The following is a 13,810-nucleotide window of genomic DNA, read 5'->3' on the forward strand; positions in this document are numbered from 1 at the left end:
GTTCTCGTGGCCTTTGCCTGGCTCCCAGGTGCTGTGGGCGACATCGCGCGCGGCGCGGCCACGACGATCCTGTTGATCGTCGTGACCACGCTCGTGGGCACGCTGCTCAGCATCCTGGGCGCTGCCGGCCGGCGCAACGGCCCGGTATTCGTGAAGCGCGCCATCGCGGTCTATGTCGAGGTGATGCGCAACACGCCGTTCCTGGTGCAGCTGTTCTTCATCTTCTTCGGCCTGCCCAGCCTCGGCATAAGGCTCGACCCGATCCTGGCCGCCATGCTGGCAATGACGCTCAACATGGCGGCCTACACCATTGAAATCGTCGGCGCCGGTCTCGATGCCGTGCCCGGCGGACAGACGGAAGCAGCGCTTGCACTGGGCTTGAGACCGCGCCAGGTCTTCATCAAGATCGTGCTGCCGCAGGCGCTCAAGGTGATCTACCCGGCGCTGACCAGCCAGATCGTCATCATGATGCTGGAATCGGCCGTGGTGTCGCAGATCGCCGTGCGTGAGCTGACCTATGAGGCCGACATGCTGCAAGCCCGCACCTTCCGCTCCTTCGAAACCTATTTCGTCGTGACCCTGGTCTACCTCGTCCTGTCCATGGCCTTGCGCCGGCTGCTGGTCACAGGCGGGCGCCGCGTATTGGGGGCAGGTGTCACATGATCGAATTCACCTTCTGGGACATCGTTCGCAATCTGCTGCTCGCCGCCCGCTGGACGGTGCTGTTGTCGCTGGCGGCCTTTGTCGGCGGGGCGGTGGTAGGGCTGATCGTGCTGTTCTTCCGCATCGCCGAAAATAAATGGAGCCGGCGCATCGCTTCCGGCTACATCGCCCTGTTCCAGGGAACGCCGCTGTTGATGCAGCTGTTCCTGATGTTCTTCGGCCTGCCGATGCTCGGCCTGCGCATCGAGCCATGGACGGCAGCGGTGCTCGGCCTGACCTTCTTCGCCAGCGCCTATCTGGCCGAGATCTGGCGCAGCGGCGTCGATGCGCTGCCGCGCGGGCAGTGGGACGCTGGCGCCAGCCTTGGGCTGCACCGTCTGCAGGAGCTCAGGCTGATCATCCTGCCGCAGGCGTTCTCGATCACAAGGGCGCCGATCGTCGGCTTCCTGGTGCAGTTGATCAAATCGACGGCGCTGACCTCGATCATCGGCTTCGAGGAGCTGGTCAGAACCTCCAACGCCATCAACAACGCCACCTTCGAACCGTTCAAGGTCTACGGGCTGGTGGCGCTGATCTTCTTCGTCATGTGCTTTCCACTGACGCAATACGCCCGTACGCTCGAACAACGAGCGGCGGCCCACTGACGCCAGGCGGCGACAGTGCGTGAAGGGAACCTGCCGGAATAGAACGGCATCAACTGAGGAGAAACCAGATGAACAGACTGATCGGAAAATCCCTGACACGGCGCGGCGTGCTTGGTGCGGGCCTCGCTACAGCCGGCGTGCTCGCCATGCCGTCGATCCTGCGCGCGCAGGACAAGTCGCTGAAGGTCGGCGTCTATGGCGGCTATTTCAAGAAATCCTTTGACGAGCACGTCTTCCCAGATTTCACCAAGGCCACCGGCATTGCAGTGGAATCGGTCGCCGAGCCGACCGGCGAAGCCTGGCTGGTGCAGCTCGAACAGGCGTCCAAGGCAGGCCAGGCGCCGGCCGACCTTTCGATGATGTCGCAGACCTCGACGCTGAAGGGCCAGTCGACCGAATTATGGACGCCGCTCGATACGTCGAAGTTCAAGCACTACAACGACCTCTTGCCGCGCTTCGTCAACAAATATCCGGATGGCCGGGTCGCCGGCATCGGCGCCGTCGCCTGGTGGATCACGCTGGTCTCCAACACCGATGTCTACAAGGATGCGCCGACCTCATGGGAGACGCTGTGGGACAAGGCCAATGAGGACAAGCTTGGCCTTCTGGCACTTGCCTCGAACTCGTTCCTGCTCGAAGTGACGGCCAAGACCTTCATGGGCGGCACCAATGCGCTCGACACCGAGGACGGACTGAACAAGGCGTTCGAAAAGCTCGCCGAGCTCAAGCCGAATGTCCGGCTGTGGTATCGCGACGAGGCGCAGTTCGAGCAGGCGCTGAAGTCGGGCGAGATCCCGATGGGCCAGTATTATCACGACGTCACCGGCCTCGCGGTCGCCGACGGCTTCCATGTCCGCTCGACCTTCCCGAAGGAAGGCGGCATCCAGGACTCCGGCAATTGGGTGCTGTCGCGCGCCTCGACCAAGGTCGACGAGGCGCATGCATTCATCGACTATATGAGCCAGCCGTCGATGCAGGGCCTGATGTCGCGCAAGGTCGGCACCACGCCTACGCTGAAGAAAGAGGTGCTCGACCTCAAGCCGGAAGAGTTCGCCGCGGTGTCGTCGGATATCGATCCGATCATCCCGCGCTATGACCTCTATACGTCGAAGGCCGACTGGATCAACCAGAAGTGGACCGAGCTGATCGTCGGCTGAGCCGCCCGTTCCGCTTGAAAACTGATCGGCCGCCGGATTTCCTCCGGCGGCCATTTCCTGGAATTGCTCCAGCGCACAGCCTGAGAGGGATGAGCATGTCCGGACTAGACATCAATGCGGTCACCAAAAAATTCGGCAACTTCGCCGCCGTCGACAATGTCCAGCTCAACGTGCCGCATGGCACGTTCGTGTGTCTGCTCGGCCCATCGGGCTGCGGCAAGACCACGCTGCTGCGCATGATTGCCGGACTGGAGGAGCCGACCAGCGGCGCCATCGTGCTCGACGGCGAGGACATCACGCCTTTGCCGACGCACAAGCGCAATCTCGGCATGGTGTTCCAGTCGCTGGCCCTGTTTCCGCATCTCTCTGTTGGCGACAACATCGCCTATGCGCTGCGCATTCGCGGCGCCTCGAAGGAGGAGCAGAAGAAGCGCGTCGACGAGTTGCTGGGCCTCATCCATCTGACCGGCTTTGCCGACCGCCCGGTGGCCAAACTGTCGGGCGGTCAGCGCCAGCGCGTGGCAATTGCACGGGCCTTGGCGCTGTCGCCGAAACTGTTCCTGCTCGACGAGCCGCTGTCGGCGCTCGACGCCAAACTGCGCGAGGCCATGCAGGTGGAACTGCGCCAGTTGCAGCAGCGGTTGGGCATCACCACCATCGTCGTCACCCACGACCAGCGCGAAGCCATGACCATGGCCGACCTCGTCGTCGTCATGGGCCACGGCAGGATCCTGCAGGCGGCGCCGCCGATCGAGATCTACCGCAAGCCGGCCGACGCCTTCGTCGCCGACTTCATCGGCATCACCAATCTGCTGCCGGCCGAGATCGACAGCACCGGGCGCACCACCATTCTGGGCACAGCCATTCCAGGTCTTGCCATGCCGGCGGGTCAGACTAAAGCGTCTGTATCGGTCCGCCCCGAGGATGTGCATCTCGGCAGCCCCGGCGGCTCGGCCATCACCGGCGAGGTGAGTTTCGTGCGCGATCTCGGCGGCACCATCGAGACCTTCGTCGACGTCGGCGGCACCAGCATCATTGCGGTGACGACGCCGCGCGAGCGGCATGACGTGCCGGTCGGCGCCAAGGTCGGCGTCACACTGCCGCCGGCAAGCTGCGTGGTGCTCGGCGCATGAGACGCGAGGCGCCGAAGTCGATAGCCGACTACACGCCGCTGTTCTTTCCGGCGCTGATGCTGATCGTCTTCTTCGTCGTGCCGTTCTCGACGATGATCGCGGTGAGCTTCTTCAAGCGCAACCCGTCCGGTTTCTACACGCCGGATTTCGTGTTCGACAATTACGCCCGCTTCCTGTCGGTGTTCTTCGGCGGCGTGCTCGGCTTTTCGCTGCTGCTGGCGGTGCTGGTCGCCGTCTGCTGCGTGGCCATCGCCTTCCCCTTCACCTACCTTTTGACCCGTCGGCCGCGCCGCGTGCAGACGCTGTGGCTGGTCGGCCTCCTGTCGGTGCTGTCGCTGTCGGAAGTCATTATCGGCTTTGCCTGGTCGACGCTGTTTTCGCGCACCGCCGGCATCACCAATCTGTTCGTGGCGATCGGGCTGATGGACAAGCCGGTGGCGCTGCTGCCGACCTTTGGCGCGGTGCTGACCGGCATGGTCTACCAGGCGCTGCCCTATACGATCCTGGTGCTGTACCCCGCCCTCGTGCGCCTCGACCCGACATTGCTCGAGGCAGCGCGCACGCTCGGCGCCTCGCCGATCCGCGCCTTCTTCAACGTCGTCGCGCCGGCATTGCGCAACACCATTGTGGCGACGCTGATCATGGTCTTCGTGTTCGCCCTCGGCTCCTATCTTTTGCCGCAGATTCTGGGACGGCCGCAGCACTGGACGCTGTCGGTGCTGATCACCGACCAGGCGATCTACCAGTCCAACATGCCGTTCGCGGCCGCAATGGCGGTGTTCCTGGTGCTGATCTCGCTGGCGCTGGTCGGACTGACGCTGCTCGTCGGACGAAGGGAGAACGCCCTGTGACCGCGACCTTGCTGCGCCGTGTCTATTTCACCATCGTCGCGCTGTTCCTGGCGGCGCCGCTGATCGTCGTCGCCGGCGTGTCGGTGAATTCGCGGCAGGAGCTCAGCTTCCCGCCGGTCGGCTTCTCGCTCGCCTGGTACGCCCAGATCTTCACCGATCCGGAATGGCGTCTGGCGCTGATCCATTCTGTGACGCTGGCCGTCTGTTCGGCCGCGATTGCCGTGGCGGTGGCGCTGCCGCTGGCCTGGTTCCTGTGGCGGCGCATCGCGCCATGGGCGAACATTTTCCAGGTGCTGGGGCTTGCCCCCTTCATCCTGCCGCCGGTCATCACCGCGCTCGGCTTCCTCTCCTTCTGGGCGACGGTCGGGCTGTTCGGCCAGTTCTTCACCGCCATCATCAGCCACGCCATCTTCTTCGTGACGCTGCCGCTGGTGACCCTGTCGCTCGGCTTTGCCTCGATCGACCGCTCATTGGTCGAGGCTGCGGCGACCATGGGCGCCGATGATCGCACGGTGCTGAAGACCGTGGTGCTGCCGCTGATCCTGCCCTACCTCGTCTCGGGCTACGCCTTCGCCTTCGTCTTGTCGCTCAACGAATACATCGTCGCCTACATGACGATCGGCTTCACCACCGAGACGCTGCCGATCAAGATCTTCAACGCGCTGCGCTACGGCTACACGCCGACCATGGCTTCGGTGTCGGTGTTCTTCGTCGCGGTGGCGGCACTGGTGTTCGGCTCGATCGCGCGATTTGGCGATATACGCAGGCTGCTCGGCGCGATGTCGTCGGACGGGAGCTGAGCGAGCCACGCCAAACGAGAACGGCCGCCGAACCCGGCGGCCGTTTTGCTTTTAATGGCTGAAGACGAGCGGCGGCGCTATCCGATCCCGCCGCAGCCAGCGAGCCAGGAGCAGCACCGCCACCACGGCCAGACCCGACGCAAGGCCGATCCAGATGCCGACGCCGTGCAGGCCGAAATGGAAGGCGAGCAGCACGCCGAGCGGCAGGCCGATGCCCCAATAGCCGATGGCGGCATAGATCATCGGCACCTTGGTGTCGTGCAGGCCGCGCAGCATGCCGGCGGCAACGGCCTGCGCGCCGTCGAAGATCTGGAACAGTGCGGCAAAGGCCAGGAACGACACGGCCAGCGCGATCACCCTGGCATTGGCCGGATCGGTCATGTCGATGAAGGCGCTGATCAACAGATGCGGCCACAGCACCATCACCAGCGCCATCAGCGCCATGGACGAGACGCCGATGACGAAGGCGGTCCAGCCGGCGCGCGAAACGCCTGCCGAATTGCCGGCGCCATGGGCCAGCCCGACGCGCACGGTGACGGCCTGGTTGAGGCCGAGCGGCGCCATGAAGGAGATCGAGGCGATCTGGATGGCGATAGCGTGCGCGGCAAGCGAATCCGCATCGATCAGGCCCATCAGCAGGGCTGCCGCGTTGAAGATCGTCACCTCGAAGGCGAGGATGCCGGCGATCGGCATGCCGAGCCGCAGCAGACCCTTGAAACGCGGCCAGTCGGAGCGCCAGAAGCGGCCGAACAGGCGGTAGCGGCGGAATTTCTTCTCCAGCATCACCACGGCTGCCAGGCCGCAGAACATCAGCGTGCTCGACAGCGTGGTCGCCAGCCCCGAACCGGCAATGCCCATTGAGGTGACGCCGAGATTGCCAAACATGAACACCCAGTTGAAGAAGGCGTTGCAGGCGACGGCGACGAAGACGATGATCAGCGCCCAGCCCGGCCGCTCCAGTGCCGAGATGAACGAGCGCAGCACGATATAGCCGTAGAAAGGCAGCACCGCCCATTCCAGCCAGCGCAGATAGATGCCGGCCTGATGCGCCAATGCCGGCTCCTGGCCCATGGCCAGCAGAATGGCCTCGCCATGCCACAGCACGATCCAGATCGGGATCGAGATCAGGATCGCCAGCCACAGGCCCTGGCGCACGGTGCGACGCAGATCGCGCACCGAATAGCGGCGGCGGCCAAGCTCGGTGGCGATCATCGGCGAGGTCGCCAGCATCAGGCCGAGGCCGAAGATCAGCGGCATGAAATAGAGATTGGCGCCAAGCGCGCCGCTGGCCAGCGTGTCCGCGCCCAGACGCCCCATCATCATGACGTCGGTGGCGGTCATCGCGGTCTGGCCGAGATTGGTCAGCACCATCGGCCAGGCCAGCGCCAGCGTCGCCCTGATTTCCTGACGCCAAAGATTTTCCGGCGCACGAGCGCCGGCTTCGATCGCAGACATTGTCCTGCTCTTTCCGATTGCGGCGCGTCGGCAACGAGGCCGGAAGCCGCACTTCCAAACGGCAAAACCTTCGGTTTCGCAGCGTTTGCGTCGTTCTATTGGACGAAATGCGGCATGAAGGCAAGGGAGGACGGGCAGCCGGCGATTGAGCCAGAGGCGGGAACCCTCCTATCCGGCTGCCCTTGGATCAACCGATGCTTTCGCCGCCGTCGATCACCAGCGCCTGGCCGGTCATGAAGGATGAGCGGTCGGAGACGAGGAACAGGATCGCTTCGGCGATCTCTTCGGCGCTCGCCCAGCGCCCCATCGGGATCCTGGTGCGGACATAGGTCTCGATCGCCTCGCGCCCGCCCATCTGGGCGATGAACGGCTCGTTGAAAGGCGTGTCGACCCAGCCCGGGCAGAGCGCGTTGACGCGCACATTGTGCCGGGCATAGTCGAGCGACATCTGCCTGGTCATCGCCACCACCGCATGTTTCGACGTCGCGTAGGCGATCATCTCGCGGTCGTAGAACACGCCGGAGTTCGAGGCCGTGTTGAGGATGACGCCGCCGCCTTGCGCGACCATCGCCGGCATGGCCAGCCGCGCGGCCAGGAACTGCGCCCGTACATTGATGCGCCAAGACGCATCCATGCCATCGACCTCGACCTCGGTCAGCGTGCCGCCGACCTGGATGCCGGCGTGATTGTGCAGGATGTCGATGCGGCCATACTTGCCGAGCGTGCCGGTGATGAGCTGGCCGACCGCCGCGTCGTCAGAGACGTCGGTGACAATCGCCTCGGCCTGCCCGCCCACTGCCCGGATGTCCGCCGCTGTCGTCTCGCCGCTGGTCTTATCCCGGTCGGCGATGACCACCACAGCGCCTTCCCTGGCCATGATCATGGCGCCGGCGCGGCCGATGCCGGAACCGGCGCCCGTCACCACGGCGATGCGGTCTCTAAGGATCATGAATTTGTCTTTCAGCTGGATGGCTTGTTCAGTTTGACGGCTGGCGCTGGCGCAGCTGCCATTGGGCAAGCACCACCAGAAGAACCGAGGCGACGAGCACGATGGTGGCGATGGCGTTGATTTCCGGCGTCACGCCGCGCCGGATCGAGGCGAAGACATAGATCGGCAGCGTCGTCTGCGCGCCGGCGACGAAGAAGGCGACGATGAAATCGTCGAAGGAGAAGGTGAAGGCGAGCAGGAAGCCGGCGATCACCGCCGGCATGATCTGCGGCAGCACGATCGAGCGAAACGTCGTCAGCGGCGTGGCGTAGAGATCGCTCGAGGCCTCGACCAGGTTGCGGTCGAGGCTGGCGAGACGCGTGCCGACGATTATCGTCACCAACGCCATCGAAAACAGGCCGTGGGCGGCGATGATCGATCCATAGCCGAGCGACAGGCGCGGCGGCTGGTCGTTTGGCCAGATCGAGGCGAGGAACGGGTTGAGCACGCCAAACAACTGGACCAGCGCGACGAGCGTCGAGATGCCGATGACGACGCCGGGAACGACGATCGCGGCACCCATCAGCGCGTCGAAGACGGCGCGGGTTCTGAGCCCGACCCGCGCCAGGCCGAGTGCGGCTGCCGTGCCGCACACCGCCGCCAGAAGCGCGCTGGTGGTGGCGATGAACAAGCTGTTCTTCAATGCCTCGACCAGGAACGGGTTCGACAGCGCCGTGCCGTACCACTGCACCGAAAAGCCGGTGAACTCGCTGGCATGGCGGCCGGCGTTGAAGGAAAACAGCACGACCAACGCAATCGGCAGATAGAGGAAGGCGAAGACGGCTGTGACGAAGGCGCGCATCAGATCAGATCCACCCTGCGGGCGCCCGACACCCGTGTCGAAATGCGGTTTGCCGCGATCAGCACCACCACCGAAACCGCCACCAGCGTGATGGCGATGGCCGATCCGAACGGCCAGTTGCGCGACTGCAGGAACAGGTCGACCAGCGCATTGCCGATGAAGAACACCTTGCCGCCGCCAAGCAGCGTCGGGATCAGGTATTCTCCGAGCAGCAGGATCATGACCAGCGAGAAGCCGGTCATCACGCCCGGCAGCGACAGCTTCAGCGTCACTCCCAGAAAGGTTGAGAGCGGGGTCGCGCCGAGATCGGCGGAGGCTTCCAGCAGCCTTCGGTCGAGCCGCTCGAGACTGACATAGATCGGCAGGATCATGAGGGGCAAATAGCCATAGACGATACCGAGCAGCACGGCGCCCGGCGTGTTGATCAACCTGACATCCTCGATGCCGACAAAGGCCAGCAGTGCGGGAATGCCGCGTCCGCCCAGAATGTACATCCAGGCATAGGTGCGCATCAAAAGGCTGGTCCAAAAGGGAATGACGACGAGCGCAAGCAGGATCAGTCGCCAGCGTTGCGGCGCCTTCAGGGCGAGATAGTAGGCAACCGGGTAGGCGACGAGCAGGCAGGCAAGCGCGCCCACCGGCGCCAGCATCATCGTGTTCCAGAAGGCGGTCGCCCTTGCCGGGAGATTGGCGTATTGCGCCAGCGTGAAGGCGGCCTGATAGCCGCCCTCCGGCGCCCGCTCGCCGACGCTGAACACGGCAATGGCGATGAACGGCAACACCAAAAACACCACCAGCCACGCTGTAGCCGGAGCGAGCAGCAGCGCTGTCAGGATGTTATACCGAAATCTGTTGCCGTGCATGGAAACCGCCCCGATGCCGGCGGACATAGGCCCGCCGGTTTTCCGTTTGCGTCAGGCCAGCCTCAAGCCGACTTGAAACGCGCCATCAGTTCGGCGCGGCCGGGGTCGGTCAGCGTCGCCGCCGCACCAAACTCCAGCGGTGTCAACAGGTCGGCCGCCGGGTAAAGGATCGGATTGTCGAGCACTTCCTTGGGCAGCAGTTTGTTGACCCGCGCGTCGGTCGAGGGCGCGCCATTGGCGAGATGCTCCTTCACAGCAACCTCCGGGGTCATCAGATAATTGAGCAAGGCATAGCCGGCCGGCTTGTTCGGCGCGTCCTTCGGGATGGCGTAGAAATCGGTCCAGATTTCGCCGCCCTCCTTGCCCAAGACATAGGCGATCTCTGGAATATCGCGATGCAACTGCGCGCCGTCATTCGTCCAGCACATGGTCATCCAGGCGTCGCCCGCCCGCATTCCCGGCTGGTAGTCGGACGAGACCGCGAACAGATGCGGCTTGACCTTGAGCAGCAGCTCCTCGGCCTTGGCGAGCTCGTCCTGCTTCAGCGAGTTGAAGGAATAGCCGTAATATTTCAGCGCGTTGCCGATGGTGGTCAGCTGGTAGTCGTGCACCATGGTGCGGCCATCGCCCTCGGCCATGGCGACGTCCCAGAATTCCTTCCAGCTGGTCATCGGCTTGGCCAGCTTCTTGGTGTTGACGGCAAAGCCCGTGGTGCCCCAGTTCTTCGGCACCGCGTAGGTCGTGCCGTCGATCGTGCCTTCCGAGGTGAAGCGCGGGTCCTCCTGGGAGCTGTCGAAATTCGGCAGCTTGGCCATGTCGAGCGGATCGATGATGCCGAGTTTCTTGTAGGTCGAGATCGTGTAGTTGGTCGGCACGAACAGGCTCCAGCCCGAGGCGCCGGCCTGCAGCTTGGCAAGCATCTCCTCATTGGAGCCGAAGACGTTGACCTCGATGGCGACGCCGGTGTCCTTCTTGAAATTCTCGAAGGTCTGCGGGTCGTGGTAGTTCGGCCAGGTGGCGATCGATATGCGGTCGCCAAGGTTTTCGGCAGCGAAGGCCGGTGTCGGCATGATGCCGAGCTCGCGCGCCATCACCGCGGTTGCGATGCCAAGGCCGGTGAGGCCGAGGAAGTCGCGGCGGCCGATCGAGCCGCGCTTCAGGCGCATCAGCTGGTCGACGAAGTTCTCAGGGCTAATCGGCAGTCCGTCACGATATGATTTCGACATTTTTTGCTACCCTCTGGTTGGTCCCGTTGTTCTTGGTCTCCGGAAACGCCAGCGGCGTCCCGGAGGCAAAGCCGATGGCGACGGGTTCACCCGGCTTGAAGAGGTTGCCATGGCCGATCACATGGTCGGCCTTGGCCAGCAGCGTTCCGATGCCCTGCACCTCGATGGCGTATTCCGCCGTCGAGCCCAAGAAGATCCGGTTGCGCACGATGCCCTTGAAAGGGCTGCCTTTGGTGGCGCCGAGGCTTAGCGATTCAGGACGCAGGCTAACAGAAACGGTCTCGCCCTGCTGCAAGGCGGTTCGTTTGCGCGCGGCAATGACGGTTCCGTCCGCCAGCGCCACATTGACAAGATCGCCTGTATGCCCGGCAACCTTGCCGCTCAACAGATTGGTCTTGCCGACGAAGTCGGCGACGAACAGGTCGGCCGGCTCGTCATAGATCTCGCTTGGTTGCCCGAGCTGTACGATGCGGCCGCCGTTCATGACGCAGGCGAAGTCGCTCATCGACAGCGCCTCCTCCTGGTCGTGGGTGACCAGCACGAAGGTGATGCCGATCTCGCGCTGCAGGTTCTGCAGCTCGATCTGCATGTCGGTGCGCAGCTTTTTGTCGAGCGCTGCCAGCGGCTCGTCGAGCAAAAGCACAGCCGGCTTGTTGACCAGTGCGCGCGCCAGCGCGACGCGCTGCTGCTGGCCGCCGGAGAGTTCGTGGATCTTGCGGCGGCCATAGCCGGCGAGCCGCACCATTTCGAGCGCCTCGCCGGCGCGCCGGCCGATTTCCTGCGACGACAGGCGCGGCCGTGCCTGGCGCAACCCGTAGGACACATTGGCTTCGACATCGAGATGCGGAAACAGCGCGTATTGCTGGAACACCATGTTGACCGGCCGACGATAGGGCGGCGTTCCGGCCATGTCCCGGCCACGGATAAACACCTGGCCTTCGCTCGGCTGCTCGAAGCCGCCGATCATGCGCAGGCATGTGGTCTTGCCGCAGCCGGACGGTCCGAGAAGGGCGACAAAGGCGGAGGGCGGCACAGCCAGATCGATGCCGCTGACTGCGGTCACAGCGCCATAGCGCTTGGTGACGCCGCGAAACTCGATGTCGGGCACTGCGGTCAAAGTGCTGGCTCCAGCAACAGGGCTATTCCAGGACGCTACCAGAGCCAATGGCGTCTAGTATATACCTCGCTGGTGGTATATCTGATCTATTTTCTCGTTTAAGGGGGTATAGATTGAGTGCGTCCCGCAGCGACGAATACAGCCGGCTCGCAGCCCTTGTCGCGGCGACACGGGAGACGAGCGGCGACCTGTTCGGCAAGGCAATGGTCGCCTGGTTGAGCCAGCATGTCGGCTTCGACCACTGCGTGATCTTCGGTTACCGCGGCGCCTCGCGACCGCCGCTGCTGTTCGAAACCTTCTCGCCGGCCGAGAGCCATGTCTTCGTCACGCTCTATCAGGAAGGACCTTATCTGCTCGACCCATTTCATCACGCGGCGGTGGAGCGCAAGGAGGGGTTCTGGCGCATGCGCGAACTGGCGCCCGACCGCTTCTATGCCAGCGAGTATTTTCGCACCTACTATAGCCAGACAAGGCTGGCCGAGGAGGTCGGCTTCTTCGTGCCGCTGCCCGGCAAAGATGCGCTGGTGCTGTCGCTGATGCGATTGCACGCCTCGGGTCCCTTCGGCACCGCCGATGCCAGGCTGCTGCGCGACATGGCGCCGGCGGTCATCAACTTCGCCCGGTTGCGCTGGCCCGCACTTTCGGCCGAGGAGCAGGACGAAGCGGAGCAGGGCGAGACGATCGCCGCAGTCAACGAGTTCGACCGCGCACACATTTGGGAAAGCCTGTCGCTGACCCCGCGCGAAAAGCATGTCGTCGATCTGGTGCTGCAGGGGCATTCCACCGAGTCGGTCGCAAGAGCCATGCGCATCGTGCCGGGAACGGTGAAGGTTCACCGCCGCAACATCCACCGCAAACTCGGCATCAAATCCCAGGCCGGGCTGTTCGCCCGCTTCATCGAGATCATCGAGAGCCGGCGTTGAAATCGCTGAGGCAGACATCGTTCACTTGCGGGCGACAGACTGCTACGGATTACCCGAAACCAGTCGCTTCCTCATACGCCCCGAGAGCAGACGATGGCATTCAGGCGCAGAAAGAACACGGCCGCGATCCCTCGCACGGTGCCGGCTTTCGAGCACATCGTCACCGAGGCGAGCGACAGTTTCCTGTGGCGGCTCGACGACTATCCCTGGGAGCGCAATGTCTGGAATTTTCATCCGGAATACGAGATCCATCTCCTGAGGAAGTCTTCCGGGGTCGCGCTGGTCGGCGATCACATCGGCGCATTCGGGCCGGGCTACCTGAGCATCGTCGGCGGCGGGCTGCCGCATGACTGGGTGACATCGGTGCAACCCGGCGAGCTGATCGAAGGACGCGACATCGTGCTGCAATTCGATCCGCAGCGGCTGCGCGGCTCGGCGGGACTGCTGCCGGAGCTGCGCGAACTAGAACCGTTCCTGGAGCGATCGCTGCGCGGCATCGTCTTCCATGGCCGCGCCGCGCTCGACGGCGCTGCGCTGATGGAACGGATGGGCACCGTGCACGGGCTCGCCCGGTTTTGCCTCTTCCTCGAACTGGCCGATCTGCTGGCCAGGACAGACGAATACGAGCTTTTGTCCTCGCCGGATTTCTCACCCGCGCTCGACGCAACCTCGCTGGACATCATCCAGCGCACGCTGACCTATCTCTTCCAGCACTTCGCCGAGGACCTGAAGCTGCCGGAGGCGGCGGAGCTGGCGGGGATGAGCGAAAGCACGTTTTCGCGCTTCTTCCAGAAAAACACCGGCAACAGTTTCAGCGACCACATCGCCAAGCTCCGGCTCTGGCAAGCCTGCAAGCTGCTGGCGGACACCGATATTCCGATCACCGACGTCTGCTTCCAGGTCGGCTACATGAACATCTCCAACTTCAACCGCGCCTTCCTGCGCAAGCACCGGATGACGCCGTCATCCTACCGCAAGCTGTCGAAGCAGCGGATGACGATGCGCGCCTGAAAACCGGCCTTCCTCACTCCATCGGTACTCATGTGACAGAGGCTGTGCAGGCGGGCCGGATTTTGCAGCGCACAATGCATAAAAGTACAGGTCTGCTGCAACGGGGCTTCTAGCGCGGCCTTTAGCAACTCCTCATTTTGGCGATGGGTGGCTTGTCGCTCGGGCGATGGCGAGGAT

The 13,810-nt window shown here is 63.8% G+C and carries 14 protein-coding genes; 8 read left to right on the forward strand and 6 right to left on the reverse strand.

The window, feature by feature from the left end; genetic code table 11:
• The first annotated feature begins 6 nt into the window (after positions 1-6).
• The 6 genes from NKJ77_RS24425 to NKJ77_RS24450 all read left to right on the forward strand — a co-directional run bounded on the left by NKJ77_RS24425 (position 7) and on the right by NKJ77_RS24450 (position 5,248).
• Entirely contained in the window at positions 7-663 is a 657-nt protein-coding gene (locus tag NKJ77_RS24425) for an amino acid ABC transporter permease (RefSeq protein ID WP_023671277.1), read from the forward strand.
• Positions 660-1,307, forward strand: a complete 648-nt coding sequence (locus NKJ77_RS24430; protein ID WP_023671276.1) for an amino acid ABC transporter permease — start codon at positions 660-662, stop codon at positions 1,305-1,307. Before NKJ77_RS24425 ends, NKJ77_RS24430 begins: the two co-directional genes overlap by 4 nt.
• A 68-nt stretch (positions 1,308-1,375) precedes the next feature.
• The gene (locus NKJ77_RS24435) at positions 1,376-2,464 is read left to right on the forward strand and encodes an ABC transporter substrate-binding protein (RefSeq protein WP_023671275.1); all 1,089 of its coding nucleotides are present in this window, start codon (positions 1,376-1,378) and stop codon (positions 2,462-2,464) included.
• Between the two features lie 95 nt (positions 2,465-2,559).
• Positions 2,560-3,597 carry an ABC transporter ATP-binding protein gene (locus tag NKJ77_RS24440; protein WP_023671274.1) on the forward strand — a complete coding sequence of 346 codons (1,038 nt, stop codon included), beginning with the start codon at positions 2,560-2,562 and terminating at the stop codon, positions 3,595-3,597.
• On the forward strand, positions 3,594-4,448 hold the full coding sequence (locus NKJ77_RS24445) for an ABC transporter permease (RefSeq protein ID WP_023703699.1): 855 nt from the start codon (positions 3,594-3,596) through the stop codon (positions 4,446-4,448). Before NKJ77_RS24440 ends, NKJ77_RS24445 begins: the two co-directional genes overlap by 4 nt.
• The gene (locus NKJ77_RS24450; RefSeq protein ID WP_023671272.1) at positions 4,445-5,248 is read left to right on the forward strand and encodes an ABC transporter permease; all 804 of its coding nucleotides are present in this window, start codon (positions 4,445-4,447) and stop codon (positions 5,246-5,248) included. The genes NKJ77_RS24445 and NKJ77_RS24450 overlap by 4 nt, the downstream gene beginning before the upstream one ends.
• Positions 5,249-5,299: 51 nt before the next feature.
• On the opposite strand, the gene NKJ77_RS24455 is transcribed toward NKJ77_RS24450, so the two are convergent.
• The 6 genes from NKJ77_RS24455 to NKJ77_RS24480 form a co-directional block, all read right to left on the reverse strand.
• Positions 5,300-6,703 (reverse strand): MATE family efflux transporter, encoded by a 1,404-nt coding sequence (locus NKJ77_RS24455; protein ID WP_023832551.1) that lies wholly within the window; start codon positions 6,701-6,703, stop codon positions 5,300-5,302.
• A 187-nt stretch (positions 6,704-6,890) separates the two neighbouring features.
• Complete coding sequence (locus tag NKJ77_RS24460) at positions 6,891-7,652, reverse strand: SDR family NAD(P)-dependent oxidoreductase (RefSeq protein WP_023832550.1); 762 nt, start codon at positions 7,650-7,652, stop codon at positions 6,891-6,893.
• A 28-nt stretch (positions 7,653-7,680) separates the two neighbouring features.
• Positions 7,681-8,493, reverse strand: a complete 813-nt coding sequence (locus NKJ77_RS24465) for an ABC transporter permease (RefSeq protein WP_023683576.1) — start codon at positions 8,491-8,493, stop codon at positions 7,681-7,683.
• Positions 8,493-9,356, reverse strand: coding sequence for an ABC transporter permease (locus NKJ77_RS24470; RefSeq protein ID WP_023832549.1), 864 nt, complete (start codon positions 9,354-9,356; stop codon positions 8,493-8,495). The genes NKJ77_RS24465 and NKJ77_RS24470 overlap by 1 nt, the downstream gene beginning before the upstream one ends.
• A gap of 62 nt (positions 9,357-9,418) precedes the next feature.
• Complete coding sequence (locus NKJ77_RS24475; protein ID WP_352535879.1) at positions 9,419-10,582, reverse strand: ABC transporter substrate-binding protein; 1,164 nt, start codon at positions 10,580-10,582, stop codon at positions 9,419-9,421.
• Complete coding sequence (locus NKJ77_RS24480; protein ID WP_023832547.1) at positions 10,563-11,699, reverse strand: ABC transporter ATP-binding protein; 1,137 nt, start codon at positions 11,697-11,699, stop codon at positions 10,563-10,565. The genes NKJ77_RS24475 and NKJ77_RS24480 overlap by 20 nt, the downstream gene beginning before the upstream one ends.
• A gap of 113 nt (positions 11,700-11,812) precedes the next feature.
• Between NKJ77_RS24480 and NKJ77_RS24485 the strand changes: the two genes are divergently transcribed.
• Positions 11,813-12,622: a helix-turn-helix transcriptional regulator gene (locus NKJ77_RS24485; RefSeq protein WP_352535880.1), complete on the forward strand. Its 810-nt coding sequence runs from the start codon at positions 11,813-11,815 to the stop codon at positions 12,620-12,622.
• Positions 12,623-12,715: 93 nt separating this feature from the next.
• Positions 12,716-13,633 (forward strand): AraC family transcriptional regulator, encoded by a 918-nt coding sequence (locus NKJ77_RS24490; RefSeq protein ID WP_352535881.1) that lies wholly within the window; start codon positions 12,716-12,718, stop codon positions 13,631-13,633.
• Positions 13,634-13,810: the final 177 nt, after the last annotated feature.

This window comes from Mesorhizobium sp. M0052, assembly GCF_040323255.1.
In the GTDB taxonomy this organism is placed as follows: domain Bacteria; phylum Pseudomonadota; class Alphaproteobacteria; order Rhizobiales; family Rhizobiaceae; genus Mesorhizobium.

What these genes read in the sequence shown, in the direction of transcription:
- NKJ77_RS24490 (WP_352535881.1), top strand. Translation starts at nt 12,716, where the DNA reads ATGGCATTCAGGCGCAGAAAGAACACGGCCGCGATCCCTCGCACGGTG.
- NKJ77_RS24470 (WP_023832549.1), bottom strand. Translation starts at nt 9,356, where the DNA reads ATGCACGGCAACAGATTTCGGTATAACATCCTGACAGCGCTGCTGCTC.
- NKJ77_RS24440 (WP_023671274.1), top strand. Translation starts at nt 2,560, where the DNA reads ATGTCCGGACTAGACATCAATGCGGTCACCAAAAAATTCGGCAACTTC.
- NKJ77_RS24455 (WP_023832551.1), bottom strand. Translation starts at nt 6,703, where the DNA reads ATGTCTGCGATCGAAGCCGGCGCTCGTGCGCCGGAAAATCTTTGGCGT.
- NKJ77_RS24475 (WP_352535879.1), bottom strand. Translation starts at nt 10,582, where the DNA reads ATGTCGAAATCATATCGTGACGGACTGCCGATTAGCCCTGAGAACTTC.
- NKJ77_RS24435 (WP_023671275.1), top strand. Translation starts at nt 1,376, where the DNA reads ATGAACAGACTGATCGGAAAATCCCTGACACGGCGCGGCGTGCTTGGT.
- NKJ77_RS24445 (WP_023703699.1), top strand. Translation starts at nt 3,594, where the DNA reads ATGAGACGCGAGGCGCCGAAGTCGATAGCCGACTACACGCCGCTGTTC.
- NKJ77_RS24460 (WP_023832550.1), bottom strand. Translation starts at nt 7,652, where the DNA reads ATGATCCTTAGAGACCGCATCGCCGTGGTGACGGGCGCCGGTTCCGGC.
- NKJ77_RS24465 (WP_023683576.1), bottom strand. Translation starts at nt 8,493, where the DNA reads ATGCGCGCCTTCGTCACAGCCGTCTTCGCCTTCCTCTATCTGCCGATT.
- NKJ77_RS24430 (WP_023671276.1), top strand. Translation starts at nt 660, where the DNA reads ATGATCGAATTCACCTTCTGGGACATCGTTCGCAATCTGCTGCTCGCC.